This window comes from Mesorhizobium sp. B1-1-1, assembly GCF_006442955.1.
Lineage (GTDB): Bacteria > Pseudomonadota > Alphaproteobacteria > Rhizobiales > Rhizobiaceae > Mesorhizobium.
This window is the reverse complement of the sequence record NZ_VFWW01000010.1, coordinates 66,288-90,091: the sequence shown is the minus strand read 5'-3', so window position 1 is coordinate 90,091 and position 23,804 is coordinate 66,288. Positions and strand designations below refer to the sequence as shown.

The following is a 23,804-nucleotide window of genomic DNA, read 5'->3' as shown; positions in this document are numbered from 1 at the left end:
ATGATGGCAGTGCACAGCCTCGCCGGGGAACGCAATCCACGCACCGACACAGGGCGCGTGGCATTCGGCGGCTATGCGGCGATAGCGATATTTGCAGGTTGTTTCGGCTATTGGGCGGCCTATGCCCCCTTGTCCGGCGCGGTGATCACGCAAGGCACGATCTCGGCGATGGGCGGGAACATCCTCATCCAGCACCCCGAGGGCGGCATCGTCCAAGAGTTGCTGGTCCACGAAGGCGATCGCGTGCAGCAGGCGCAGGATCTGATAGTGCTGGATCCAACCGCCGCGCAGGCCGAGCTCAACCGGCTGACGAGGCAGTCGATCGCGCTCAGGGCAAGCGCGGCGCGGCTGGAGGCGGAGCGGGACGGGCTGGACAGGCTGGCGCCGATCACAACAGCGGCGCCGGCGCCGCTTCAGCACGATTTCGAAATGCTGGTTCGGGAACAGCAGAAGGAGTTCGACGCCAGGCTCGCCCGGTTCCGGTCGGAACGATCGATCCTCCAGCAGCGGGTCGTCATGCATCGGCAGTCCGTCGTGGGATTGGACGCCCAGAAACAAGCCATCCAGCAGCAGGTCGAGGTGGTGAAGAAGGAGCTCGGCATCAAGACCAGCCTTTTGGACAAAGGCCTGACCAACCGCACCGAATACTCCCAGCTTCTGCGCAGCGAAGCCGACCTCGTCGGCCAGGCGGGAGCGCTGGAGGCCAGTCTTGCATCGGCCAGCACCCAGATCGTCGAGGCGCAGGAGCAGACCGAGCGCTTGACCACGCAACGGGTGGAGGAGGCGCTGACGAAGCTGGACGAGGTTCGCTCCAACCTGGCCGACGTCGAGGAACAGATCAGGGCGGCCGCGGCGGTGCTGCGGCGCACGACAATCAAGGCGCCGGCAGCGGGCATCGTGGTGTCGTCGACCTACAATTCCAAGGGCAGCGTAGTTGCCCCGGGCGAAAAGATCATGGAGATCCTGCCGACGGCATCGGGATTGGTCGTCGACGCGAAGCTGCGGCCGAAGGACATCGATCAGGTGCGCGTCGGCCAGCCGGCGAAACTGCGATTGTCCGCCTTGAACACGCGGCTCACGCCCGAGGTTCCAGCCACCGTGACACAGATTTCCGCGGATCGGCTGATCGACGAGGCTACGCGTGAACCCTATTTCCGGGCGAAGCTGAAGATCGACGACCTGCCATCCCGCGTGAAGCCCGAACAGCTCTATCCCGGGACGCCGGTCGAGGCGTTCATCAGCACTGGCGACCGGACTTTCCTGGAATATCTCGCGCGGCCGATGCTCGATTCGTTCGCCCGCGCCTTCAGGGAGCAGTAGGCGCGGACGGACGGCCAATGACCGCTTGGCCCGAGGCAAAGTTGGAACAATCAGCGCACCACTTCGCGGTGGCCGCTGGGCAGGCGCGTGGCGATCAGCTTATCGATGCGGCGGCCGTCGAGATCGACCACCTCGAAACGCCAGCCTTGCGCGTCGACGCATTCGCCGGTCGCCGGCAGATGGTGCATGTGTGACAGCACATAGCCGGCGACGGTCTCGTAGTCGCGGTTTTCCGGCAGGTCGATGCCCAGCACCTCGGCCATCTCGTCGGCCTGCATATAGCCGGCAAGCAGCCATGAGCCGTCGTCGCGCTTGACGGCATTCTCCTCCTCGCCGGCTTCGAGGTCGGAACGGAAGACACCGGTGATGGCCTCCAGGATGTCGGCGGGGGTGACGATGCCTTCGAAATGGCCGTATTCGTCGTGCACCAGCGCCATCGGCACGTCGGATTCCTTCAGCGTCTGCAGCACGTCGAGCGCGTCGGCCTGATCGTGCACGATGGGCGCGGTGCGCACGTGCCGACGCGGGTCGAGCGCGCGGCCGCCCAGCAATGCCGCGAGCACGTCGCGCGTCTGGACGACACCGATCATGGCGTCGACGCCGCCGTCGCCGGCGGGCAAGCGCGAATGCTGCGTATCCATCAGGAGCTTGCGGGTGGTCGCATCGTCGGACTGGAGGTTGATCCAGTCGACCTCGGTGCGCGGCGTCATGACGGCGCGCACGGCGCGGTCGCCAAGCCGCATGACGCCGGCGATCATGCGGCGCTCGTCGGACTCGATGGTGCCGTGATGCTCGGCCTCGGCGACCAGCATCTTGATCTCCTCATCGGTAACCTTCTCCTCGCTCTCGCCGCGCTGGCCGAGCAGCCAAAGCACGGCGCGGCCCGAGATATCGAGCAGGAAGACCAGCGGCGCCGAGACGGTGGCGAGGACGGTCATGGCCGGGGCGGCGCGCACGGCGACCCGCTCGGGGTCGCGCAGCGCGATCTGCTTGGGCACGAGCTCACCGATGATCAGCGAGGCATAGGTGATGATGGCCACGACGATGCCGACGCCGAGCGGATCGGCGATGTTTTCGCGGATGCCGTTCGAGGCCAGGAACTGCGCCAGCCTTTCGCCGAGCGTGGCGCCGGAAAAGGCGCCGGACAGCACGCCGACCAGGGTGATGCCGATCTGTACCGAGGACAGGAACTTGCCGGGGTTGGAGCCAAGCGCAAGCGCCCGGCCGGCGCCCTTAACCTCGCGATCGATCATTGCCTTGAGGCGGGCCGGCCGCGACGAGACGATGGCAAGCTCGGACATTGCCAGAAGGCCGTTCACGCAGATGAGGACGACCGCGGTGGCGATTTCAACATATAGCATCAGGGGTCAATAGCATTGCCGTGCTGGATTGGAAAATAGTCAGCAGCCGTTTTCAGGAAGATGACAGCGCATGCGGCCCCGTCAGGCGGCATCCCAGGGCGGCGCCGAAAAATGCTCGACCAGCGCATCGACGACGACGCGGACCTTCGGCGTCACTGCTCGCGTCACCGGCCAAACGGCGTGGACGGCAATGTTTTCGACGAGGCGGTCCGACAGCACCATTTCGAGCGCACCGCTCCTGAGGCTGTCCGCCGCCAACCATGTCGGCAGGAAGGTGATGCCGCAGCCGGCAAGGGCGGCGTCGAGCATCGGCTCGCCATTGTCGAGGACCAGCCTTGCCCGCGGTGTGAACTTTCCGATTTGGCCGTCGGCGTGCCTTATGGTCCAGGGATGGGCGACGCCGTTACGGGTGTAGCCGATCAGCTTATGAGCGGCGAGCTCCTCGATCGTTCGCGGCCTGCCGTGCTCCTCGAGGTAGGCGGGGGCGGCCAATACGCACGAGCGTTGGACATAGAGCCGCCGCGCCGCGAGCGACAGGCTGTCGTCGAGCTCGCCCATGCGAACTGCCAGGTCGATGCCTTCTTCGATGAGATCGACGCGACGGTCGTTGAAGGAGATCTCCATCGCCAGATCGGGGAAGCGCTTGGAAATGTCGAACAAAACTGGGGCAACGCAGCGCTGGCCGAAGGCCGACGGCAAATCGACCCGAAGCCGGCCCGAGGGCACCTGCCGGTGCGAGGCAAGCAGCGACTGGGCGGCTTCGATTTCGGACAGCGCCCTGACGCAGGCTTCGTAATAGCTGAGGCCTTCGCTTGTCGGGCTCAGGCTGCGGGTGGTGCGATTGAGCAGACGCACCCCAAGCCGATGCTCCAGCTGTGCGATCGATTTGCCGACCGCCGATTTCGTCACGCGCAGCCGTTCTCCCGCACTGGTGAAGCTGCCGGCTTCGATCGTTTGAACGAAGGCGACAATGCCCTGCAGATCGGCGGATTCCATGGCTGTGCCCCTATTGTAGAATAATGATCTTCAATTCGTTTCCAATTATGCCGCATAGAAGCACTTTTTTCCATAGTGGAATGACGTAAAGATCTCGCCAGCAACTCAATCCGGAGCAGACGAGATGAACAGAGACATCAACAGATCCTGGCAAATGACCGGTTTTGGCCTGTCCAAGCTGCAACCGGCGCAGGGAAAGGTACCCGCCCCCAGGCCTCATGAGCTGCTGGTGCGGATCAAGGCCATATCGCTGAATTACAAGGATCGAATGATCCTAGACGGGGTGCTGATCCCGGACCTCGTCTTTCCCTTCGTGCCGACATCGGATGCGGTGGGCGAGGTCGTGGCGGTCGGCGGCGGCGTCAGCCGCTTCCAGGCCGGGCAACGCGTGCTGGGCCAAGTGATCGCCGACTGGCCTGACGGCGATGCGCCGCCGGTGCTTCACCAGCACACGCTGGGATTGTCACTGCCCGGCACCTTGTCCGATTACGTGCTGCTTCACGAGGATGCCGTCGTGCTGGCGCCGCCTTCGCTCAGCGACGCCGAGGCATCGACGCTGCCGATCGCGGCGCTGACGGCGTGGTTTGCCTTGGCGGAGGCGACGAAGCCGGTGCCCGGCCAGACCATTCTTATCCAGGGTACCGGCGGCGTGTCGCTGTTTGCACTGCAATTCGCGGCCGCTTTCGGCCTGCGCGCCATCGTCACCTCGAGCAGCGACGACAAGCTCGAACGGGCCAGGAAACTCGGCGCCTGGCAAGTGATCAACTACCGCACCCAGCCGGCATGGGACGAAGCCGCGCGTGACCTGACGGGTGGAACCGGCGTCAACCATATCCTGGAGATGGTCGGCGGCGACAATGCGCGGCGATCGCTCGATGCCCTGGCCGCCGACGGCCGCCTGTCGGTCATCGGCCTGCTGGGCTCGATGGAACTCAGCTTTCCGATCGTGCCGTTCCTGCGCAATCGCATCGTCGTGCAAGGGATATCGATCGGTCATCGCCGCGCCTTCGAGCGGATGAACCAGGCGATCGAGGTGCTCGGTATCCGGCCGGTGGTCGACAAGGTCTTCGGCTTCGAGGAGGTGGAGCAGGCCTTCCAGCATCTGGAGAAGGGACCGTTCGGCAAGGTCGTGGTCGCCACGAGCTGACTTCAGGCATCATGGCAGTTGCTTCAGCACGCCGAGCACGGCCTTGCCGTCGGTGAAATAGGGGTCGCCGCCGCCATTGCGCCCGTGCGTGGTGGCGCCGATGCCTTCCAGGTTGCTGGTTGAGATCAGCATTCCGGCGGCGGTCAAATCCTGGATAAGAAAGTCGCGTTCGGCATCGATGTCGGGGCCGATATGATGGGTGATGGCGCCGGTGTCGTGGCTCAGGCCCACGCCACGGTCGAAACTGGCCGAGCCCAGCCATAGCGGACGGCCGTCGTCGCCGGTGGCATCAGTCTGCCAGAAGCGCACATGGTGACGGCGGTCGGCGCTGCCGCCGACCGGCTTCTCGAAGGCAAGATCCTGAGCGCGGCCTTCGAACAGCAGCCGGCTCACCGGCGCGTCCGGATAGGGGCGCGAAAACAAGACGCTTTCGCCAATATCGATCGCGGTTCTCAGCGTCACGGCGTCGGCCGTGTCCCAGCCAGCGACGGCGAAGGCATGGACAACCTCCTTTTGCGTGCCGATCAGGCCGACATTGATCGGGTCGCCCGGAATGCCTTGCGGGGTGTGCGTCACCATCTCGAAGCTTTGGCTGCGAAAGCCGCGATCGCGAAACGTCCAGAATTCCGGCGCGGCGACATAGGCCAGCACCAGATAGGTCGCCAGGAGCAACACCAGCCAGGTCGCAGCGCGTCGTCGGAAGCTTCTTTGGCTCATCGATGCCGCTCGAGTTCTACGACGTCACTGTAGGCGGCGAAGCCGCCGCCAGGCAAAGGGATCAGCGGCAGGCGCGATAGCCGCTCTTGCGGTTCTTGATGTCGAAGTGGAAATGGTTGCGGTGGTCGTAGTTGTAGCCGGGGCCGAGCACGGTGGTGAAATACTGGCAGCCGTCGGCGCGCACATTGTTGAGGAAGCCGCGGGTGCGGAAGGCGAACAGGCCGGGCTTGCGCACGTCGATGTCGTCGCCATTGTTGAGTTCGATGCTCATCACGTCGAGCGCGTTGCCCTTGCCGTGTTCCGACAGCACGCCTTCGCCGGCGATGTTGCGGCAGGAATAGCTGGAACCCTGGTGGATGGTCCTGACGCCGGAGAAGTAGCGCCAGCGGGCGGAAGGAACGAGCTCGTTCTTCGTCCACGCGGCGAAGCTGGCGGCCATGTCGCAGGTCAGCGTCGCGGCGGGCTTCATCTCGACGCTGCCGATGGCCGAAACCTTCACCGGATAGTCGATGCCGCACTGGCCTTCATGGATCGGCGCCAGGTCGGTGAAGGTGACGCCGAGGCGCCTCAGCTGCTGACGGCAGTCGGTCTCGCTGGCCGGCATCTGCTCGACCGGCGACATCGGCTCGTCCATGCGTGGATAGGCGGCCTGCGTCATGTAGGGATTGGAAGGAACCAGCCGCTGCATGCCTGAATATTGCGGCACGGCCGCGGTCTGCGCGCCGACATCGACGGCTGGCTCCAGTGCCAGCACGTTGCCGGTGTTGCAGGCCGACACCGCGGCCAGCGCAAGCAGGGCGGCCAGCCCGCCGGCAGCGGCACGCGCGCGTTTCGATTGCCGCGCAAGCGCCAGCGCGGCACGAAATATCCCGTCCATCGGCAGTCCCTTTCCCGATAGGCGGGATTTTAACGATCAACGGTAAAGGAAAAATCAGCGCCGGCGTTCATGCCTGCGGCCGAATTGCGGCATCGCTTCTGAGCCGGCCCTACTGGCAGAAGGTACCGCCGTGGCGGCGCGGCTCGAGGTCGAGGTGCAAATGCAGCGAATGATCGGCATCGCTGCCCGGGCCCAGCACGGTCTTGAACGGCCCGCAGGCGGCCTTGCGCACCGCGTCGAGGAATTTGGCGTCCTTGTCCGGTGGCGCCGGGCCGACCTCGATCGTCCTGCCGTCCGCAAGTGTGAAGCTGGCGATATCGAGCGCATTGCCGAAGGCATGTTCGGACAGTTTGCGCGTGCCGTTGCGTGGCCGGCACACAAAGGCCGATGCCTGGCCGATCGATTTCAGGTCGGTGCCGAATTCGGCTTTCGCCGCCGGCTGGATGACGTTGCCGGCAAAGCGTGCCGCCGCCTCGGCCATTGCGCAATTGAGCTCGGCGCCCGGGGCAATGGCGATCGACTTGCCAAGGATCTTCAGCACCAGGGGATAGGGGATCGAACAGCCGATATCGCGATCGCTTTCAGCCTTGTGCTCCTCGAATTCGACACCGAGACCCCTCAGCCGCTCGCGGCAGGCGACTTCCTCGGCAGGCATTTTCGCGTCTGGCAGGTCAGCCGAACGCGGATCGGGAAGCATCTCCTTTTTGTCCGCGTCCGCCGGCTTTGGCGGCGGTGGCGGGGCGAGGGCCGGCGGCTCAACCTCCGGTTCCGCAGTCTCAGGCCTTTGTGTCGGCGTCGGCGCCACGGCTGGCGGCTCCGGTTCGCCTTTCGCATCGGTTGGCGGCTCGGGCCGGGCTTGTTGCTTCCGAGGGGATCCTTCCTCCTGAAACCGGTCGGATGTTGCGGCTGGATTTTGCGTGTTCGGTTCTGTCGCCTCTGGCGCGTCAGCGGGGCGCGGTTCAGGCACTGGGACATCCGCACGTACCGGCTTCGGATTTTGCGTCCTCTGCCGTGCCGGCTTCGGCTTGCGATGCCTTTCGCCGCGCGGTTTCAGCGGCCGGTCAACCTGCGGCGTCAGTGGCTGTTCCACCCGTGGTGAAAGCGGCTCGTGATGCCTGTGACGATGCCTGGCATCGGCCGGCGTCACCAGCAGTGCTGTCACGACCATGACCAATGCAATCCTGTATTTTCGGGAAAAGCTCAGTGTTGCCATCGCCTCGAAACGGTGCCGGGATGCTCGAAGTTGCCTGGAAGGCGCTTAGGCCCGATCACAATCGATTACCGGCGCGTTACGCGCCGATCGCTTCCAGCCCTTCCTCCAGCCAATCGGCGAGCAGCGGCAAGCCGAGCAGGTATTTGGCCGTGTGCTTGTTGGCGCGCTCGCGCGCGGCGGCGACGGCGTCGGCCCATTCCGAGGCATCGTAGTCGCCACGGCCGACCCAAGCGAGCGCGACGAGCTCGGCCGCCTCGTCGACATTGAGGTCGTTGATCAGCTCGCGCAGTTCCTCTTCGGTCAGGTTTTCCGAGCTTTCCTCGGCGAGTCCGTCATGATGATGATTGTCACGGGTGTTTCCATCGAACTCGATTTCGTGTTCGGCGCCGTCGGCATAGTCTTCATTGATGGCGGCGCTCAACGCCTTGCATTTGAGGATGAACAGCCGCACGGTGTCGGGCCCGATCGTCAAATCCCAGTTCTTTTCAAGCCGTCGCTGCACTGGCGGTCTCCGCTGGCTCAGCTTTCATCGCCGCCGATGATAGCGGATTTCGAGCATCCGTCACCTCATGTTAGCCCCTTGCTTTTTTCCGGGATGAAACCGCCGACACGCTGCGTTAGTGTTGCATTCTCACCCCTCCAGGAGGCTCCGATGCATAAAAGAGTGCTGATCCAGGCGGCGAGCGCGCTTCTCGCTCTGCAGTTCCTTGCCGTTCCGGTGTTTGCCGCAGGCAGCGGTGACGACACCAGTACGACCACCAAATGCAAGAAAGGCATGGTCTGGGACAAGAAGAAGAACAAGTGCGTCGCACCCCAGGAAGGCATGCTGGACGACGACAGCATCTATGATGCCGGGCATGACCTGGCGATGGCCGGCCGCTATGACGAGGCGATCGCCGTGCTCAGCCTCGCCGCCAACAAGCAGGACCCGCGCATCCTCAACTATCTCGGCTATTCGCACCGCCATTCCGGCCGCGTCGCCGTTGGCCTCGGCTATTACGAGGAAGCGCTGCGCATCGATCCCAACTACACGCTGGTGCGCGAATATCTCGGCGAAGCCCATCTCCAGATCGGCGACCTGGCCGGCGCCCAGCAACAGCTGATGGAGATCGAAAAGCGAACCGGCAAGGGTTCACGCGAATACGGCATGCTGGCCGAACAGATCGACCATTTCATGAGGAGCTGACCCCCTCAATGCCTTTTCGAACCGGCCGCGAGCAATCACGGCCGGTTTTTTGTTGCCATGCCGGCTCCTGCGACGGCGCGCGCGAAAACGGTGATGATTTCTTCAGAAACCGATTTTTGGGCGTGAAAAGCCCGCAAAGATTGCTATATTCAGGGAAATTGCGGTGAACGGTTCCGTTAGCCCGAGGCTGCCGGACCGTTTTCTTTTTGCACCATCGATAAGGCTTTCCCCGAAATGCGGGGGTGGCGGCAGGAAAGGTCAGGTATCATGAACAAGGTCCCGATGACAGGCGAGGGGTTCGCGTCATTGAAGGAAGAACTGCGCTGGCGCCAGCAGGAGGAGCGGCCGCGCATCATCGAGGCGATCTCCGAAGCGCGCTCGCACGGCGACCTATCCGAAAATGCCGAATACCATGCCGCCAAAGAGGCGCAGAGCCTCAATGAGGGCCGTGTCAACGAGCTCGAGGATCTCATCGCCCGGGCCGAAGTCATCGATGTCACCAAGCTCAGCGGCGACAAGGTCAAGTTCGGCGCCACCGTGGTGCTGGTCGACGAGGACACCGAGGAGAAGAAGACCTACCAAATCGTCGGCGATCAGGAGGCGGACGTGAAGTCCGGCCGCATCTCGATCTCCTCGCCGATCGCGCGGGCGCTCATCGGCAAGGAAGTCGGCGACGCTATCGAGGTCAACGCGCCGGGTGGTGCAAGGGGCTACGAGATCGTCCAGGTGCAGTTTATCTAAGGAGTTCGAGGGGCGCTGATCTGCGCGTTTTTAGCCAACGTTGGCGCTGCCCCTCATCCGCCTGCCGGCACCTTCTCCCCGTATAGTGACGGGGAGAAGAGGGGTGAACGCGAAGTCGGCGTCTATTCTGCAAACGCTTAAAAATTGGCGCAATCATCGATGAAGGTGTCCTTCTCCCCGGCAGGGCGATGAGGGGCAGCGCCAGCTTTCCGATTGAATAGATCAGTTCTTGCCAGCGCCGGCCTGACCATGCGTCTGGTGCTCCAGCAGCCTCTCAGCCTCAGCCACCACCCTTGCGGGCGACACTCGCTCACCGGGCGCGGCCTGCAGCGTCAATGCATAGGGGCCGCGCGGACCGGTCAAACCCGGCTCCGTGGCCAAAAACACCGCGACCGTCGGCAGGCCGAAGGCGCTGGCGAGATGCGTGAGCCCCGTGTCGGCGCCGATTACCAGCCTCGAGCTGCCCAGGATCGCCGCGATGTCGGCCAATGGTGATTTTGGCACGATGCTCGTCGATGGAACTGCCCGGGCGATCGCTTCGGCCACCGCCTGTTCGCGCTCGTCCGACCAGGTCGTGACCGGCGTCATGCCGCGCTCAACCAGCAGACGGCCGGTTTCGATCCAGTCTTCAACAGGCCACTTCTTGTCCTCACGGCTGGTGCCGTGCAGCAGGAAGGCCGTGTTGCCGGCTATGCCAGTCAGATTGCCGGGCGGCGGCACAATGCCCGAATCCAGCGTCGAAAGATCGGGCCGGTAGCCCAATGCCAGCCCGAAAAGCCGCCGCGTCCGTTCGATGGCGTGGAGGTTGCGGGGGACGGCGTGGCCGACGTCGTAAAGCAGCGTTGCCGAAGGCTCGCGCGCGCTTGAGCGGTCGAAGCCGGCGATCGGCGCTTTCGCCTGCCTGGCCACCAGCGCCGACTTCAACAGGCCTTGCGCATCGATGACCAGATCATAGCGGCACGCACGCAAGGCGCGTCGCAAGTCGGTCGCCTCGCGCCAGGTGGCCTTGTCGAAGAGATGTTTTCGCCAACGCCGGATGGCGACCGTGTGGATGGTTCCGACTGCGGGGTGCAGCGCGACGATGCCGGCGAAAGCCTCCTCGACGCACCAGTCGAAAGCAATATCGGGCCGTGCGCGGCGCGCATCCTGGAGCGCCGGAAAGGTGTGGATGACGTCGCCCATCGACGATGTCTTGACGATCAGCACCTTCATGCGGCGGTCGGGATGTCCAGCAGCCGGTCCGCCGCCGCCATGACCCGTGCGACCTCGAGCGTCTTCAGGCAATTGAGGTGGCCGAGCGGACAGATCTTGCGGTGGCAGGGCGAGCAGGGCAGGCCGAGCCAGACCAGTTCGCGCCGTTCGGCCAGCGGTGGCGTGTTCTGTGGCGAGGTCGAACCATAGACCGCGACAACCGGCGTGCCGACCGCCGCCGCGACATGCATCAGCCCGCTGTCGTTGGAGACCGCCAGCCCGGCGGCCGCGATCAGGTCGATGGCGTCCTCCAGCCGCGTCTGGCCGGCCAGGTCGACCACGCCAGGAGCGAGGGCTGCGATCTCCGCGGTCACGTCGCGGTCGTTCTTCGACCCGAACAGCGCGACCTTGAACCTTCTGGCCATGAACTCCCGGGCAAGGCCGGCATAGTGTTCGCTCGGCCAACGCTTGGCCGGGCCGAACTCGGCACCTGGCATCAGCGCCACGAATTTCTGCGACCCCAGGCCGAAACGGTCGAGCAGGGTGGCCTGGTTGTTGGCGTCCATCGTCAGATGAGGCGCCCGAAAATCGCCACCCTGTGCAAGGCCGAAATAAGCCTGCGCCGTGCGCCGTTTTACGGCCTCCGGCAGCGGAACAATATCGGTCAACAGGCCGTAGCGCATTTCCCTGAGATGGCCGAAACGGCGTGGAATGCGGGCAAAGAACGGGATCAGCGCCGACTTCCAACTGCCTGGCAGGATATAGGCGCTGTCATAACGGCCGCGCAGCAGGCGGCCGAAGCGGCGCCGATGTGCGAATTCGAGCGCGCCTGGTTTCAGCGGGAAATCGATCTGCTGGCGGACCTCAGGCATGCGCTTGACCAAAGGGGCCGCCCAGGCTGGCGCCAGCACGTCGATCGCTGCATTTGGATGAAGCTCCTTCAGCGCCGAGAACAGGCACTGCGCCATCACCATATCGCCCACCCAGCGTGGGCCGATCACGAGGATCGCTGGGCTTTCAGCCATTCGACATAGTCTCTGACGCCGGTTTCGACGCTGCGGAATTGCCCGTTATAACCGGCCGCGCGCAGACGCGACATATCAGCTTGCGTGAAGCTCTGGTAGCTGCCCTTGAGGTGGTCGGGAAAGGGGATGTACTCGATTTCGCCCTTGCCCAGCGTGTCGATGACGGTTTCGGCAACGGCGCGGAAGGGTTGCGCCCGGCCGGTGCCGCAGTTGAAGATGCCGCTCGCGCCGCGCTTCCACAGCCACAGATTGACATCGGCGACATCGCCGACATGGATGAAGTCGCGGCTTTGCTCGCCGGGGCCAAAGCCGTCATGGGCGCCGAACAGCTTTGGATTCTCGCCACGCCCGACCTGGTTGAACAGATGAAAGGCGACCGAGGCCATGGCGTCCTTGTGCGCCTCGCGCGGCCCATAGACGTTGAAGTAGCGCAGGCCCGCGACCTGCGAATGATCGGTATCGAAGACATTGCGCCTGACATAGTCATCGAACAGCTTTTTTGAATAGGCGTAGACGTTGAGCGGCCGCTCAAGCTCCGCGTCCTCGCGGAACTCGGAGCCGCCGCCATAGACCGATGCCGAGGAGGCGTAGAGGAAGGGCACGCGCAACGCCAGGCAGGCATGCAGCAGCCGCTTCGAATAGGCGTAGTTCACCTCCATCATGAACTTGCCGTTCCATTCGGTGGTGGTCGAGCAGGCGCCCTGATGGAAGACGGCCTCGATGCGGCCGAGCCCGCCATCCTCGATACGGGCCAGGAAATCGTCCTTGTCGAGATAGTCGGCGATCCGCAAGTCAGCAAGGTTGGCGATCTTGTGGCCATCGCTTAGGTCATCGACGACCAAAATGTCGTCGTGGCCCTCGGCATTGAGCGCGGCGACGATGTTGGAGCCGATCATGCCGGCGCCGCCCGTGACGATGATCATGAACGCCTCTGGTTGCTTGCGATTCCGGTCCTTATAAGGGAGGCTTGCGAGGCTGTCGACAAAACAGCGTTGCGGGGCGACACCGAGATCCGCAAGCAAGAAGGGTGGAGGGGTGAACCCGCCCGCGATTGTCCTGCACGGCACAGCGCGCCACAGTGGCGCCGCAAAGCTGACGCTTCAGTCGGCTCGCGCCGCCGGACGCGATCATGAGGGCCAGGAATGCCATCGACAGAGCTGCTCGTCGCGTTTTTCGCCACCACCGCGATCTTCGCCTATATTCCAGGCCCGGCCATGCTCTATGCCGCCGCGCAGACGATGGCGCGCGGCCGCTGGTCCGGCCTGACGGCGGCGCTCGGCATTCATCTGGGCGGCTATGTTCACGTCTTTGCCGCCGCCGCCGGCCTGTCCGTGCTTTTCCACGCCGTGCCGCCGCTCTACATGGCGGTCAAGCTCGTCGGCGCGCTCTACCTGATCTGGCTCGGTGTGGCGCTGTTCCGCAAGCGCGCGGAAGGCGACATGGCACTGCCGGCGATCGAGCGGAAATCGGCTTACCGCGCTTTTTTCGAGAGCATCGCCGTCGAGGTGCTCAATCCGAAGACCGCGATCTTCTTCATGGCCTTCCTGCCCCAGTTCATCGATGCCTCTGCCGCATTCCCGGTCTGGCTGCAATTCGTCGTGCTGGGCACGACAGTCAACCTGATGTTCTCCTCGGCCGATATCGTCTGCGTGTTCCTGGCTGGTGCCGTGATCGGCAGGCTGCGCCGCTCCAGCAGCGCCCAGCGCATGATGCAGCGAGCCGGCGGCGCGGTGCTGGTCGGGCTTGGCGTCCATGTCGCCTTGCAGAAGAGTTGACGAGGCCAGCCGGCGTTGCGCTGGCTCGAATTGCGGTATATCGGCATCGCCATGAACGACCGATCCCGGCCAATTTGTCCTCCATGCATCTTCAAAACCGGTTTTTGCGCGTTGCCAGTGACATGACCAAGCACGACCCACTTTCCCCCGAGCCCTTGCACCGCGCCATCGCGCACTTCGGCCAGGCCACCGTGCTGGTGGTCGGCGATCTCATCCTTGACCGGTTCGTCAACGGCATCATCGAGCGGATTTCGCCTGAAGCGCCGATCCCGGTGCTCCATGGGCGCGGCGAGAGCCTGGCGATGGGCGGCGCCGGCAATGTCGTGGCCAACATCATCTCGCTCGGCGCCGCCGCCATTCCGGTCTCGGTGATCGGCTCTGATACGGCAGGCGACAGCCTGGTGCGCATGCTCGGCGAGCTTGGCGCCGACACGACAGGCCTGGCGCGGGAGCGCGGCCGCATGACGTCGTCCAAGAGCCGCTTCAGCGCGCTCAACCAGCAGGTGCTGCGCTTCGACGAGGAAGAGATCAAGCCGCTCGGCGCGGCGGAGCGCGCGGCGCTGGTCCGGCATTTCCGCGCCGCGCTGGCGCACGCCGACATCGTCATCCTGTCGGATTACGGCAAGGGCATCCTGCTCGACGGCGTCGCCGGCGAATTGATCGCGATCTGCCGCGAGGCGGGAAAGCCGGTGCTGGTCGATCCGAAGGGCCGGGATTATGCACGCTATGCCGGCGCGACCGCCATCACGCCCAACCGCAAGGAACTCGGCGAAGCGGTCGAACGGCCGGTGTTCAGCGATGACGAGATCGTGGCCGCGGCGCGCGAGCTGCTTGCGGCGCATGGCTTCGACTTCGTCGTCGCCACGCGCAGCGAAAAGGGCATGAGCGTCGTCGGTCCGACGGAGGCGCGCCACATCGCCACGCAGGCGCGCGAAGTGTTCGATGTGTCGGGCGCCGGCGATACGGTGATCGCGACCTTCGCGCTGGCGCTTGCCGCCGGCGCCGATCCGGCCGCGGCCGCCTCGATCGCCAATGCAGCCGGCGGCGTTGTGGTGGGCAAGCGAGGCACGGCGCGGCTGACGGTCGAGGAACTCAACGGCGCGCTGTTTCGATCGCACGGTCCGAGCGTCCACAGGGATGCCATCCTCGACGCCAAATCGGCCGCACGGCTGGTGTCGGCGTGGAAGGAGGAGGGCCTCAGCGTCGGCTTCACCAATGGCTGTTTCGACATCCTGCATGCCGGCCATGTCAGCCTGCTGCACGCGGCGCGCAGCCAGTGCGACCGGCTGGTGCTCGGCCTCAACAGCGACGCTTCGGTGCGCCGGCTGAAGGGGCCGGAACGGCCTGTCAACGACCAGCATGACCGCGCCTGCGTGTTGGCGGCACTCGCGTCTGTCGACGCGGTGGTGGTCTTCGACGAGGACACGCCGCTGGCGCTGATCGAGGCGCTTCTGCCCGACATACTGGTCAAGGGCGCCGACTACACTGTCGACACCGTGGTCGGCGCGGACGTGGTGCAGAAAGCCGGCGGGCGCGTGGTCCTGGTCGATCTCGTCGCCGGCAAGAGCACGACCGGCACCATCGGCAGGTTGCGCTCGGCCGGTAATAAGAATTGAGGGTTTCATGTCCGAACTGAACGATTACCTGGTCCGCTCGGCGGCCGCGATCACGGCGCTGGTCGAGCGCGATCTCACAGGCGCGATGGAACGTGCGGCGAGCGCGATCGTCGCCGCCCTTTCGTCGGGCAAGGCGCTGCTGATCTGCGGCAATGGCGGTTCGGCCAGCGACGCCATTCACATCGCCGGCGAACTGGTCGGCCGCTTTCTCAAGGAGCGCAAGGGCTACAATGTCATCGCGCTGCCGGCCAATGCCGCGGTGCTGACCGCCTGGGGCAATGATTACGGCTTCGACACCGTTTTTTCGCGCCAGGTCGAGGCGCATGGCGCGGCCGGCGGCGTGCTTCTGGCGATCTCGACCAGCGGCAATTCGCCGAGCATCCTGGCGGCCGCCGAACAGGCACGGACCATGGGCATGACGGTGATCAGCCTGACAGGCGACACAGGCGGCAAGCTCGCGCCGCTCACCGACATCCTGCTCAACGTGCCCTCGACCTCGACGCCGATCATCCAGCAGGGGCATCTGTGCCTCTACCATCACCTGTGCGAGGTGGTGGAAGCGCGCCTCAGCAATGGCTGACAAGGCGCCGCACCCGTTGGCCGAGCCGGGCCTGTGGGTGGAGCGGATAGGCGGCAGGGTTTTTCCCGCCGGCCAGCCGGCGCTGTTCCTCGATCGCGACGGCACCATCAATGTCGATACCGACTATCCCAGCGATCCGGCCGAGATCGAGCTCCGGCCGCAGATGCTGCCGGCGATCGCCGCCGCCAACAATGCCGGCATCCCGGTCGTGGTGGTGACCAACCAGTCCGGCATCGCGCGCGGCTATTTCGGCTGGAGTGCCTTCGCCGATGTGAACCGCCGCGTGCTCGAGCTGTTGCGCGATCAGGGCGTTGTCGTGGACATGGTGCTGGCCTGCGCCTACCACGAGGCCGGCGTGGGGCCGCTGGGCATATCGGATCACCCGATGCGCAAACCCAATCCCGGCATGCTCTTCGAGGCGGCGAAACGCCTCGATCTCGATCTCCGGCGGTCGGTGATCGTCGGCGACAAGCTGGCCGACATGGAGGCAGGCCTGGGCGCCGGCCTGCCGCAGGGCTGGCTCGTCGACGGCGAGGCGCAGCTTCGCTCCGGCTTCGTCATCAGGCCCTTGCGGGACAGCAGCGACCTCGACGGCCTGCTCGCCGCCATAGGGCGGCTCGATGGCCGGGATAAGCGGTCTTGATCCGGACCTGACCGCTCACGCCGGTTCGCTGCCTTGCGAGGCCTCATACAGTTTGGCCTCGGTGGCGAAGGAATAGATCATCACCGACATCGAATAGACGAAGCCGTGCCGGCCGCACAGGAAGTAGCGCTTGGCCAGATAGAATTTCAGGAAGTTGCCGAGCGGCGAAAGCACCAGCCGCACCAGGCCCGGCTTCTTGCCTTTCTCGACCAGGGTGGCCGCCTTGAGGCTGGAATAGGCATTTGCCCGGGCCAGATCCTCCTCGACCGATATTTCGCGGCGATGCAGCAGCACGCCGCTTTCGATCGTGCTGGTCTCGCCGGAAACGCCGAAGGATTCATGGACCCGCGCGGTCACGTCCATGGTCGCACCTTCCCGGCGGAAAAGCCGCAACAGCCTGTTGTGCAGCACCCAGCGATGGGCATAGCCGTAGCCCTTCAGCCAGTCGCGGCGGCGGATGTACCATCCGCTGATGCCGGCATTCGCCGTCTCGACCGCCGCCACGATCGACTGCCGCAGCCGGTCGTCGACGCGTTCGTCCGGGTCGATCGAAAGACACCAGGGCTGCGTGGCGTGGTCGAGCGCGAATTGCCGCTGATGCGGAAAACCCGGCCAGCCATTGTGCAGCAGCTTTATCGGATAGCCCTCAGCGACAAACTGCCGAACGATGTCCAACGTGGCGTCGGTGGAGCCTGAATCGACGATGACGATCTCGGCGCAAAAATCGATGCTTTCGAGGCACGGGCCGATCATATCGGCCTCGTTCATGCAGATGATGAGCGCCGAAATCGGGCTTGCAAACCTGGTCATGGTCCCTTCCACGGCGGATTGTCCTTGGAACTTACGCTGCTTGGGCAAGGAAACCAATCAGGCGCCAAATCGCACAAGATGATCCGGCTGCCTGCGCCTGTCCGTTATCAACGCGGCGGCGATGTGGCGAAATTCCGGAATTCGCTTTGGCCGGGCGCCGCAATCGATCGGCGTCACGGCCGCTCGAACGAGACCAACCCTTCATCCTTGACCCGGCGGATGGTGAGGGCTGTGCGCACCGTGTCGACGTTCGGCGTGGAGGTCAGTTCCTCGATGACAAAGGTCTGGAAGGCGCCGAGGTCGCTTGCCACGCAGTGCAGGAGGAAATCGGATTCGCCCGACACCATCCAGGCATCGCGTACGACCGGCCAGCCGCGCGTGCGCTCAGCGAAGATGCGAAGCTCGGCATCGGCCTGATGGTGCAGGCCGACCAGGCAGAAGGCGACCACGTCGAGACCGAGCGCCGGCGCGTTGAGCAGCGCCCGATAGCCGCGAATGATGCCGGCTTCCTCCAGTCGCTTGACGCGGCGTAGGCAAGGCGGTGCCGAAATGCCGACGCGGTTCGACAGTTCGACATTGGTCATGCGCCCATCTGCCTGCAATTCGCGCAGGATCTTCCAGTCGATTGCGTCGAGGTCGGCCTTGAGCGGCATTTCGGGGCTTTCGATGATTACGGGTGGCGCAAGAATCTTGCGGGATTTTGTAATTAAACGACTTTGCTGTCCACGCCATCCCCTACGAAGAAATCCGCGTCGTACCGGAGCGGTTCGCCCGGTGCGACAAAGCTTTCCGGGGACGAACGCCAACTTGCCTTGCTGGCGTCGTGGGCAACACTTACATTACGCGCGACATCGACGAGTTTTCCATGCCGCAAACGCCGGCAGCCCTCCGCAGAGGCTTTTCATGACCACCAAGCACGCGCCTGTCCTCATCATCGGTTCCGGCCCGGCCGGTTATACCGCGGCGATCTATGCCGCCCGCGCTATGCTGAAGCCGATGCTGGTCGCCGGCCTGCAGCAGGGGGGCCAGTTGATGATCACCACCGACGTCGAGAACTATCCCGGTTTCGGCGAACCTATCCAGGGTCCATGGCTGATGAGCGAGATGCTCAGGCAGGCCGAGCATGTCGGCACCGACATCATCGCCGACATCATCACCGAGGTCGATCTCAACGTGCGGCCGTTCCGCGCAACGGGCGATTCCGGTACCGTCTACACAGCCGATGCCCTGATCATCGCCACCGGCGCGCAGGCCAAATGGCTTGGCATTCCGACCGAACAGACGTTCATGGGCTTCGGCGTATCGGCTTGCGCCACATGCGACGGCTTCTTCTACCGCGGCAAGGATGTCGCGGTGGTCGGCGGCGGCAATTCGGCAGTGGAAGAAGCACTCTATCTGTCGAACCTCGCCAAGAGCGTGACGGTCATCCACAGGCGCTCGGACTTCCGCGCCGAACGCATCCTGCGCGAGCGGCTCTTGAAGAAGGACAATGTCCGCGTCATCTGGGACACGGTTGTCGACGAGATCACCGGCCGTCCGGGCAAGACGCCACTGCCTCCGTCGGTCGAAGGGTTGAAGCTGCGCAACGTGGTGACGGGTGTCGAGACGCAGCTCGAGGTCGACGGCGTGTTCGTCGCGATCGGCCATGCGCCGGCGGTCGAGCTGTTCGTCGGCAAGCTGAAGCAGAAGCCGAACGGCTATCTGTGGACGGCGCCGGATTCGACCCGCACCGACGTGCCCGGCGTGTTCGCCGCCGGCGACGTGACCGACGATATCTATCGCCAGGCGGTGACTGCGGCGGGGCTGGGCTGCATGGCGGCGCTCGAGGCGGAGAAGTACCTGGCCGGCATCGAGGTGCATCGCGAGGCGGCCGAATAGCGGTTCGCAAACTGTTGAAAGAACGGCTTAGAAACGCCGTGTAAAAGCCTGATTTTTCATTCAGACGCCAAACAGGAACGAGGGGAATCATGGCGTTGGACTGGGACAAGCTACGCGTGTTTCACGCTGCGGCGGAAGCAGGGTCGTTTACACATGCGGCCGAGACGCTGCACCTGTCGCAATCGGCGATTTCGCGCCAGGTCAGCGCGCTCGAGCATGATGTCGGCGTGCCGCTGTTCAACCGCCACGCCCGCGGCCTGGTGCTGACCGAACAGGGCGAGATGCTGTTCCGCACGGCGCATGACGTGCTGATGAAGCTCGAGACCATCAAATCGCGGCTGACCGAGACCAAGGACCGCCCCTCCGGCGTGCTCAGGGTCACGACCACGGTCGGGCTCGGCGCCGGCTGGCTGACCGAACGCGTGCAGGAGTTCATCGAGCTCTATCCTGAAATCAGCCTGCAGCTGATCCTCGCCAACGAGGAGCTTGACCTGACCATGCGCCAGGCCGATTGCGCCATCCGGCTGCGCCAGCCGCAGCAGCCGGACCTTATCCAGCGCCGCCTGTTCACGGTGCATTTCCACCTCTATGCTTCGCCAGGCTATATCGCCAAGCATGGCAGGCCGGCTTCGGTGGCCGAGCTCAAGGCGCATCGCATCGTCACTTTCGGCGTGCCGGTGCCCGCGCATCTGTCGGAGCTGAACTGGCTGGAAACGGTCGGCGATTTCGAGGGCGGCCAGCGCGTGCCGACGCTGCAGATCAACGACATATTGTCGATCAAGCGCGCGGTGCAGGGCGGCGCCGGCATCGCCATGCTGCCCGACTATGTCATCTCCAAGGATTCCGGCCTGGTGCAGCTCCTGCCGGAAACGGAGGTGCCTTCCTTCGACACCTATTTCGCCTACCCGGACGCGATGAAGAACCAGGCGAAGCTGCACGTGTTTCGCGACTTCATCATCGCCAAGGCGCGGAGCTGGTCGTATTGACCCCGGAGATCGCGCAGACCCTCACCCCCGCCAGCGCGTCAGGCGGGGCAGCCAGCCGGGCACGTTGCGGCGGTAGGCTTCGTATTCGTCGCCATAGCGGCGTGTGAGCGTCGGCTCCTCGTAGAGCTTGACGAAGGTGGCCATGGCCGCGGCTGCCATGGCCGCGTAGGCGACGAGCGTCCAGCTTGAAAACAGCAGTGCCTGGCCGATGATGATCGACAGCACCGCCACATACATCGGATTGCGGACATGGCGGTAGAGCCCGCCGACCACCAGTCTCTCGGTCGGAGCGACCGGAACAGGCGTGCCGAGGCCTTCAAGCGCAAAGCAGGCGAATGCATGCAGCAGCGCCGCCACGGCGACCGCGATGAGGATCCAGCCGAGCGGGGCAAGACCCGGCAGGCTCGACCATGGCCGGTCCCAGCGATCCGTCAGCAGCCACGGCACGAGGCCGGCGACGATACAGGGTGCCGCGATGAAGAACGCAGCACTGCCGGCGATCGCCGAAAAGGTCCGCATTGCTTGTCTCCCGCCTGAAGCATGTCACGCCCAAACCGATTCCCGCGACGCGCTCACGTCTTTGTTGTTCACGTCGCTGCCGAACCGAGCACACTTTGCGCGACATGCATTAGTTGCCTCGGAAATAAACGCCTGCTGCCTAATTCCACGCCATTGCGCATTTTTGACATTTCGGGATGAAAACCGAGCGTGATTCGCGATTCCGCCGTGACAATTGTCTCATTGCGGGTTCCGCTTCGGTGATTCTGCTGGTCCTATTGGGTCCAGAAATGGCTTAGACCACAGCCTGCGTCTTTTTGCATGCGTGTGTTGCAAAATAGATGCTTGTTTCTTGGGCATGATGAGCACATATATAGTTCATCTCCTGGGCGCGTTCTCCTCCCATTAGCGCCCTCGAGTGTTCCCCTCTGGAGGTTAGCCTTAACAGGCACTTCCAATCAAACTCAGCCGGATCTTCATTGATCCGGCTTTTTTGTTGCCCGGAGGCTGCCGGAAGGGCGGGAAAATCCACCGAAATAGCCACGTAACAGTGACATGTAACCTCTGGTAACATGTCAAAGGCGTTCGGCTCCTGCTAAGCAGACCATAGGACGCGGTGTGGTCGGACGGGAGATGGGGGCATCACTCGGACGATCCGGGCTCAGGCGGCTACCGCGTCCGAACCTTCTTCCGCCGAAGCGGCGACTTCAAGATGCGGCGGACCTGCCGTTTCTCCTCCCAAGAAAACGGTCCGCAAACAAAACGGCGTCCGGCCCCCCCGGGCGTCGTTTTTTGTTTGCGCCCTCTCGAACAGGGTTCGAGAGGGCACTCACCCAAATCTTTGTGGATGTCGATGTCCCAAAGCCGAGATCACTTTAGACGACATGCATCAGTATCAGGCCGCCTTGCCGTTGGCATTCATCGCTTCGTCGGCGAGCCGGCCGGTGAGTTCGGCCATGTGGTCGAAGACGGCGCGGTAGCTGGCGACGCCCGAGGTGGCCGAGCGCAGCTCGATGATCAGATCGCCGATCTCGGATTGCGGCATGGTCGCCTCGACGACATCCCATCCTGGCCAGCCGGGCCGCGCGTCGTAGCCGAGGATCTGGCCGCGCCGCTGCGGGATCAGCGCGATGATCTTCGAGGTCGCATCGGAGGGCGTCACGATCTCGACCTTCATCACTGGCTCCAGGAGCACGGGCGAACAGCCCGCCATGCCTTCCTTCATGGCAAGCTTGGCCGCCATCTGGAAGGCCATGTCGGAGGAATCGACCGCGTGGTAGGAGCCGTCCGACAGGTTGACGGCGACGTCGACGACGGGAAAGCCGAGCGGGCCCGACTTCAGGTAATCGCGTATACCGCTTTCGACCGACTGGATGTAGGTCTTGGGCACCACGCCGCCGGTGATGGTATCGGTGAACTGGAAACCTGCGCCGCGCGGCAGCGGCTTTATCTCGATCACCACATCGCCGAACTGGCCGTGGCCGCCGGACTGCTTCTTGTGGCGGCCGCGTTGCTGCGCCGATTTGCGGATAGTCTCGCGGTAGGGCACCGCCGGCGGATGGCCTTCGACCGGAATCTGGTTCTTGCCCTCGAGCCGTTCGCGTACGACGCGCAGGTGCATTTCTCCATGGCCCGACAGCACGGTCTCGGCCGAGTCCTGGTTATGATGCAGGCTGAGCGAGGGATCTTCTTCGGCCAGCCGTTGGATGGCGGCCGACATCTTCACCTCGTCCTTGCGCTCCTTCGGCCGCAAGGCGAAAGCGAAGACAGGCTGCGGCGGCTCGAACTGGAGCAGCGGCTTCATGCCGCCCTTGGCCGAGGTCAGCGTCTGGCCGGTCTTGACCGCGTCCAGCTTGCCGAGCGCGACCGTGTCGCCGGTCTTCGCCGCGGTGAGCTTCGACTGGTCCTTGCCAAGCATCCTGTAGATGCCGGACACCTTTGCCATGTCGCCGCCGGGCAGCCAGAGCTCGGAGCCATCGGCGACCTGTCCCGAAAGGATGCGCGACACCGACAATTTGCCTCCGTGCGGCGTATGGATGGTCTTCATCACCTGAACCACGGTCGCGTTGCCTTCGGGGGCGCCGAGCCGTTTGCGGGTCGCGTCGATGTCGGGCGCATCATGGCGGATCGCCTTCAGGAGACGCAGCACGCCATTGCCTTTCTCTGCGGTGCCGATCAGCACCGGCGTGACGGCGCCGTCGCGCAGGTCGGCGGCAAGATCATCGAAGACCGCGTCCTTGGGCGGCTCGATCTCCTCGAGCAACTGTTCCATCAGCTGGTCGTCATGGTCGGCCAGCCGTTCCAGCATCGAAAAACGGGCTTCCAGCTCGCGCGCCTTTTCGTCGCCAGGGATCTGGGCCACCTCGCTCTCGGCATATTCGCGGTAGATGTAGGCGCGTTCCAGCGCCAGGTCGATCGAGCCAATGACGACGCCGTCCTTGCGCAGCGGTATCTGGCGCAGAAGCAACGGCACCGCACTTGCAGGCTGCAGCATCTTCAACGTGTCGCGCACGCCGGCAATCGCCTTGTCGACCTTGTTGAGAAACAGGATGCGCGGCACGCCTAGATCGTCGAGCTTGCGCATGATGAGCTGGAGGGCGGGGATCTTCTTCTCGTCGGCCTCGGCGACGACCACCGCGAGGTCGCAGGCGGCCAGCACCGGTTCGGCCTCGAAGGAGAATTCGATCGATCCGGGACAGTCGACGAAGGTGAACTGCTCGCCCATGAATTCCGTGGTGGCGAAGGTCGCCTCGACGCTCATGGCGTGCGCGCGCGCCTCGGGCGAATGATCTGAAACGGTGTTTCCCGAGGAAACCGGGTTCTGGCGGGGAATGGCGCCCGTGCGGGCCAATATGGCTTCGAGAAGTGTCGTCTTACCGCTTGCGAAGGGACCGACTATGGCAATGCATTTCGGTCCCGTGCGTCGTCCTCCGGCGCGATTACCCATGACTGACCTCCACTCAGGCGTTTCCCTGGAGACCGACTGGCATTCATGGTTCAGGCCAAGGTCAGTCGGTCCTGAGCGGCGGCCGGCCTGTTCGACCGTCGCGGGCGGGCTTGTCTTCAACCGGCCCAAAGGTATCGTCCCACTTGTTTGCCGGCAGGGCAAGGAAAATAGGTAGCCTCAGGGGCTGAGCACGCGGGGCGGTCACCGCTGCCTTGCAAGCCGAACAGACCCGGTTGCGTCGCCGGCCATATCGGCCGAAACTAGTGTCTCGAAAGAGGAGCGGCGTCGCCGCCGCCC

Annotated in this window: 23 protein-coding genes; 10 read left to right on the top strand and 13 right to left on the bottom strand. The window is 64.2% G+C overall.

What is annotated here, in order from left to right; genetic code table 11:
* Positions 1 to 3 precede the first annotated feature (3 nt).
* The gene (locus FJ986_RS21435; RefSeq protein ID WP_140675562.1) at positions 4 to 1,320 is read left to right on the top strand and encodes an HlyD family type I secretion periplasmic adaptor subunit; all 1,317 of its coding nucleotides are present in this window, start codon (positions 4 to 6) and stop codon (positions 1,318 to 1,320) included.
* Between the two features lie 50 nt (positions 1,321 to 1,370).
* Here FJ986_RS21435 and FJ986_RS21430 read toward each other — a convergent pair whose 3' ends face one another.
* Both FJ986_RS21430 and FJ986_RS21425 read right to left on the bottom strand, forming a co-directional pair.
* Complete coding sequence (locus FJ986_RS21430; protein WP_140582093.1) at positions 1,371 to 2,681, bottom strand: hemolysin family protein; 1,311 nt, start codon at positions 2,679 to 2,681, stop codon at positions 1,371 to 1,373.
* A gap of 81 nt (positions 2,682 to 2,762) precedes the next feature.
* The gene (locus tag FJ986_RS21425; protein ID WP_140556038.1) at positions 2,763 to 3,677 is read right to left on the bottom strand and encodes a LysR family transcriptional regulator; all 915 of its coding nucleotides are present in this window, start codon (positions 3,675 to 3,677) and stop codon (positions 2,763 to 2,765) included.
* A gap of 124 nt (positions 3,678 to 3,801) precedes the next feature.
* On the opposite strand from FJ986_RS21425, the gene FJ986_RS21420 reads away from it, so the two are divergent.
* Positions 3,802 to 4,824: an NAD(P)-dependent alcohol dehydrogenase gene (locus FJ986_RS21420; RefSeq protein WP_140556036.1), complete on the top strand. Its 1,023-nt coding sequence runs from the start codon at positions 3,802 to 3,804 to the stop codon at positions 4,822 to 4,824.
* Between the two features lie 9 nt (positions 4,825 to 4,833).
* On the opposite strand, the gene FJ986_RS21415 is transcribed toward FJ986_RS21420, so the two are convergent.
* The 4 genes from FJ986_RS21415 to FJ986_RS21400 all read right to left on the bottom strand — a co-directional run bounded on the left by FJ986_RS21415 (position 4,834) and on the right by FJ986_RS21400 (position 8,133).
* The gene (locus FJ986_RS21415; RefSeq protein ID WP_140675559.1) at positions 4,834 to 5,541 is read right to left on the bottom strand and encodes an LssY C-terminal domain-containing protein; all 708 of its coding nucleotides are present in this window, start codon (positions 5,539 to 5,541) and stop codon (positions 4,834 to 4,836) included.
* 61 nt (positions 5,542 to 5,602) lie between these two features.
* Positions 5,603 to 6,418, bottom strand: a complete 816-nt coding sequence (locus FJ986_RS21410; RefSeq protein WP_140495967.1) for an extensin family protein — start codon at positions 6,416 to 6,418, stop codon at positions 5,603 to 5,605.
* 109 nt (positions 6,419 to 6,527) lie between these two features.
* On the bottom strand, positions 6,528 to 7,115 hold the full coding sequence (locus FJ986_RS31205) for an extensin family protein (RefSeq protein WP_348640450.1): 588 nt from the start codon (positions 7,113 to 7,115) through the stop codon (positions 6,528 to 6,530).
* 592 nt (positions 7,116 to 7,707) lie between these two features.
* Positions 7,708 to 8,133 (bottom strand): DUF3775 domain-containing protein, encoded by a 426-nt coding sequence (locus FJ986_RS21400; protein WP_140524880.1) that lies wholly within the window; start codon positions 8,131 to 8,133, stop codon positions 7,708 to 7,710.
* Between the two features lie 150 nt (positions 8,134 to 8,283).
* Here FJ986_RS21400 and FJ986_RS21395 point away from each other — a divergent pair, with 150 nt between their 5' ends.
* Both FJ986_RS21395 and greA read left to right on the top strand, forming a co-directional pair.
* Complete coding sequence (locus FJ986_RS21395; RefSeq protein ID WP_140495965.1) at positions 8,284 to 8,817, top strand: tetratricopeptide repeat protein; 534 nt, start codon at positions 8,284 to 8,286, stop codon at positions 8,815 to 8,817.
* A 267-nt stretch (positions 8,818 to 9,084) separates the two neighbouring features.
* Positions 9,085 to 9,558 (top strand): transcription elongation factor GreA, encoded by a 474-nt coding sequence (gene greA / locus FJ986_RS21390; protein ID WP_008877613.1) that lies wholly within the window; start codon positions 9,085 to 9,087, stop codon positions 9,556 to 9,558.
* A 222-nt stretch (positions 9,559 to 9,780) separates the two neighbouring features.
* On the opposite strand, the gene waaC is transcribed toward greA, so the two are convergent.
* Genes waaC through rfaD form a run of 3 tightly spaced genes read right to left on the bottom strand, consistent with a single transcriptional unit; the run spans position 9,781 to position 12,697 of the window.
* On the bottom strand, positions 9,781 to 10,770 hold the full coding sequence (gene waaC / locus FJ986_RS21385; RefSeq protein WP_140675556.1) for a lipopolysaccharide heptosyltransferase I: 990 nt from the start codon (positions 10,768 to 10,770) through the stop codon (positions 9,781 to 9,783).
* The gene (waaF, locus tag FJ986_RS21380; RefSeq protein WP_140675553.1) at positions 10,767 to 11,774 is read right to left on the bottom strand and encodes a lipopolysaccharide heptosyltransferase II; all 1,008 of its coding nucleotides are present in this window, start codon (positions 11,772 to 11,774) and stop codon (positions 10,767 to 10,769) included. Before waaF ends, waaC begins: the two co-directional genes overlap by 4 nt.
* Positions 11,747 to 12,697 (bottom strand): ADP-glyceromanno-heptose 6-epimerase, encoded by a 951-nt coding sequence (gene rfaD / locus FJ986_RS21375; RefSeq protein WP_140675550.1) that lies wholly within the window; start codon positions 12,695 to 12,697, stop codon positions 11,747 to 11,749. Before rfaD ends, waaF begins: the two co-directional genes overlap by 28 nt.
* 219 nt (positions 12,698 to 12,916) lie before the next feature.
* Between rfaD and FJ986_RS21370 the strand changes: the two genes are divergently transcribed.
* The 4 genes from FJ986_RS21370 to gmhB all read left to right on the top strand — a co-directional run bounded on the left by FJ986_RS21370 (position 12,917) and on the right by gmhB (position 16,388).
* Positions 12,917 to 13,549, top strand: coding sequence for a LysE family translocator (locus FJ986_RS21370; RefSeq protein WP_140495961.1), 633 nt, complete (start codon positions 12,917 to 12,919; stop codon positions 13,547 to 13,549).
* A 122-nt stretch (positions 13,550 to 13,671) separates the two neighbouring features.
* Positions 13,672 to 15,165 (top strand): D-glycero-beta-D-manno-heptose-7-phosphate kinase, encoded by a 1,494-nt coding sequence (rfaE1, locus tag FJ986_RS21365; RefSeq protein ID WP_140556030.1) that lies wholly within the window; start codon positions 13,672 to 13,674, stop codon positions 15,163 to 15,165.
* A 7-nt stretch (positions 15,166 to 15,172) separates the two neighbouring features.
* Positions 15,173 to 15,745, top strand: coding sequence for an SIS domain-containing protein (locus FJ986_RS21360; protein ID WP_140556028.1), 573 nt, complete (start codon positions 15,173 to 15,175; stop codon positions 15,743 to 15,745).
* Positions 15,738 to 16,388 (top strand): D-glycero-beta-D-manno-heptose 1,7-bisphosphate 7-phosphatase, encoded by a 651-nt coding sequence (gene gmhB / locus FJ986_RS21355; RefSeq protein WP_140556027.1) that lies wholly within the window; start codon positions 15,738 to 15,740, stop codon positions 16,386 to 16,388. The genes FJ986_RS21360 and gmhB overlap by 8 nt, the downstream gene beginning before the upstream one ends.
* A 15-nt stretch (positions 16,389 to 16,403) precedes the next feature.
* On the opposite strand, the gene FJ986_RS21350 is transcribed toward gmhB, so the two are convergent.
* Positions 16,404 to 17,198: a glycosyltransferase family 2 protein gene (locus FJ986_RS21350; RefSeq protein ID WP_140556025.1), complete on the bottom strand. Its 795-nt coding sequence runs from the start codon at positions 17,196 to 17,198 to the stop codon at positions 16,404 to 16,406.
* Positions 17,199 to 17,371: 173 nt separating this feature from the next.
* Entirely contained in the window at positions 17,372 to 17,851 is a 480-nt protein-coding gene (locus FJ986_RS21345) for an Lrp/AsnC family transcriptional regulator (RefSeq protein ID WP_140495956.1), read from the bottom strand.
* Between the two features lie 250 nt (positions 17,852 to 18,101).
* On the opposite strand from FJ986_RS21345, the gene trxB reads away from it, so the two are divergent.
* Positions 18,102 to 19,076, top strand: coding sequence for a thioredoxin-disulfide reductase (trxB, locus tag FJ986_RS21340; RefSeq protein WP_140495955.1), 975 nt, complete (start codon positions 18,102 to 18,104; stop codon positions 19,074 to 19,076).
* 89 nt (positions 19,077 to 19,165) lie between these two features.
* A complete protein-coding gene (locus FJ986_RS21335; RefSeq protein WP_140495954.1) occupies positions 19,166 to 20,062 on the top strand; it encodes a LysR family transcriptional regulator in 897 nt (298 codons plus the stop codon).
* 21 nt (positions 20,063 to 20,083) lie between these two features.
* Here FJ986_RS21335 and FJ986_RS21330 read toward each other — a convergent pair whose 3' ends face one another.
* Both FJ986_RS21330 and FJ986_RS21325 read right to left on the bottom strand, forming a co-directional pair.
* On the bottom strand, positions 20,084 to 20,581 hold the full coding sequence (locus FJ986_RS21330) for an isoprenylcysteine carboxylmethyltransferase family protein (RefSeq protein WP_140675547.1): 498 nt from the start codon (positions 20,579 to 20,581) through the stop codon (positions 20,084 to 20,086).
* Positions 20,582 to 21,455: 874 nt separating this feature from the next.
* Positions 21,456 to 23,507, bottom strand: a complete 2,052-nt coding sequence (locus FJ986_RS21325) for an elongation factor G (RefSeq protein ID WP_140495952.1) — start codon at positions 23,505 to 23,507, stop codon at positions 21,456 to 21,458.
* Positions 23,508 to 23,804: the final 297 nt, after the last annotated feature.

Bases quoted from the DNA above. Each gene is read 5' to 3' on its own strand.
- FJ986_RS21435 (WP_140675562.1), top strand. From the start codon at position 4: ATGGCAGTGCACAGCCTCGCCGGGGAACGCAATCCACGCACCGACACA.
- FJ986_RS21430 (WP_140582093.1), bottom strand. From the start codon at position 2,681: ATGCTATATGTTGAAATCGCCACCGCGGTCGTCCTCATCTGCGTGAAC.
- FJ986_RS21425 (WP_140556038.1), bottom strand. From the start codon at position 3,677: ATGGAATCCGCCGATCTGCAGGGCATTGTCGCCTTCGTTCAAACGATC.
- FJ986_RS21420 (WP_140556036.1), top strand. From the start codon at position 3,802: ATGAACAGAGACATCAACAGATCCTGGCAAATGACCGGTTTTGGCCTG.
- FJ986_RS21415 (WP_140675559.1), bottom strand. From the start codon at position 5,541: ATGAGCCAAAGAAGCTTCCGACGACGCGCTGCGACCTGGCTGGTGTTG.
- FJ986_RS21410 (WP_140495967.1), bottom strand. From the start codon at position 6,418: ATGGACGGGATATTTCGTGCCGCGCTGGCGCTTGCGCGGCAATCGAAA.
- FJ986_RS31205 (WP_348640450.1), bottom strand. From the start codon at position 7,115: ATGCTTCCCGATCCGCGTTCGGCTGACCTGCCAGACGCGAAAATGCCT.
- FJ986_RS21395 (WP_140495965.1), top strand. From the start codon at position 8,284: ATGCATAAAAGAGTGCTGATCCAGGCGGCGAGCGCGCTTCTCGCTCTG.
- greA (WP_008877613.1), top strand. From the start codon at position 9,085: ATGAACAAGGTCCCGATGACAGGCGAGGGGTTCGCGTCATTGAAGGAA.
- waaC (WP_140675556.1), bottom strand. From the start codon at position 10,770: ATGAAGGTGCTGATCGTCAAGACATCGTCGATGGGCGACGTCATCCAC.
- waaF (WP_140675553.1), bottom strand. From the start codon at position 11,774: ATGGCTGAAAGCCCAGCGATCCTCGTGATCGGCCCACGCTGGGTGGGC.
- rfaD (WP_140675550.1), bottom strand. From the start codon at position 12,697: ATGATCATCGTCACGGGCGGCGCCGGCATGATCGGCTCCAACATCGTC.
- FJ986_RS21370 (WP_140495961.1), top strand. From the start codon at position 12,917: ATGCCATCGACAGAGCTGCTCGTCGCGTTTTTCGCCACCACCGCGATC.
- rfaE1 (WP_140556030.1), top strand. From the start codon at position 13,672: ATGACCAAGCACGACCCACTTTCCCCCGAGCCCTTGCACCGCGCCATC.
- FJ986_RS21360 (WP_140556028.1), top strand. From the start codon at position 15,173: ATGTCCGAACTGAACGATTACCTGGTCCGCTCGGCGGCCGCGATCACG.
- gmhB (WP_140556027.1), top strand. From the start codon at position 15,738: ATGGCTGACAAGGCGCCGCACCCGTTGGCCGAGCCGGGCCTGTGGGTG.
- FJ986_RS21350 (WP_140556025.1), bottom strand. From the start codon at position 17,198: ATGACCAGGTTTGCAAGCCCGATTTCGGCGCTCATCATCTGCATGAAC.
- FJ986_RS21345 (WP_140495956.1), bottom strand. From the start codon at position 17,851: ATGCCGCTCAAGGCCGACCTCGACGCAATCGACTGGAAGATCCTGCGC.
- trxB (WP_140495955.1), top strand. From the start codon at position 18,102: ATGACCACCAAGCACGCGCCTGTCCTCATCATCGGTTCCGGCCCGGCC.
- FJ986_RS21335 (WP_140495954.1), top strand. From the start codon at position 19,166: ATGGCGTTGGACTGGGACAAGCTACGCGTGTTTCACGCTGCGGCGGAA.
- FJ986_RS21330 (WP_140675547.1), bottom strand. From the start codon at position 20,581: ATGCGGACCTTTTCGGCGATCGCCGGCAGTGCTGCGTTCTTCATCGCG.
- FJ986_RS21325 (WP_140495952.1), bottom strand. From the start codon at position 23,507: ATGGGTAATCGCGCCGGAGGACGACGCACGGGACCGAAATGCATTGCC.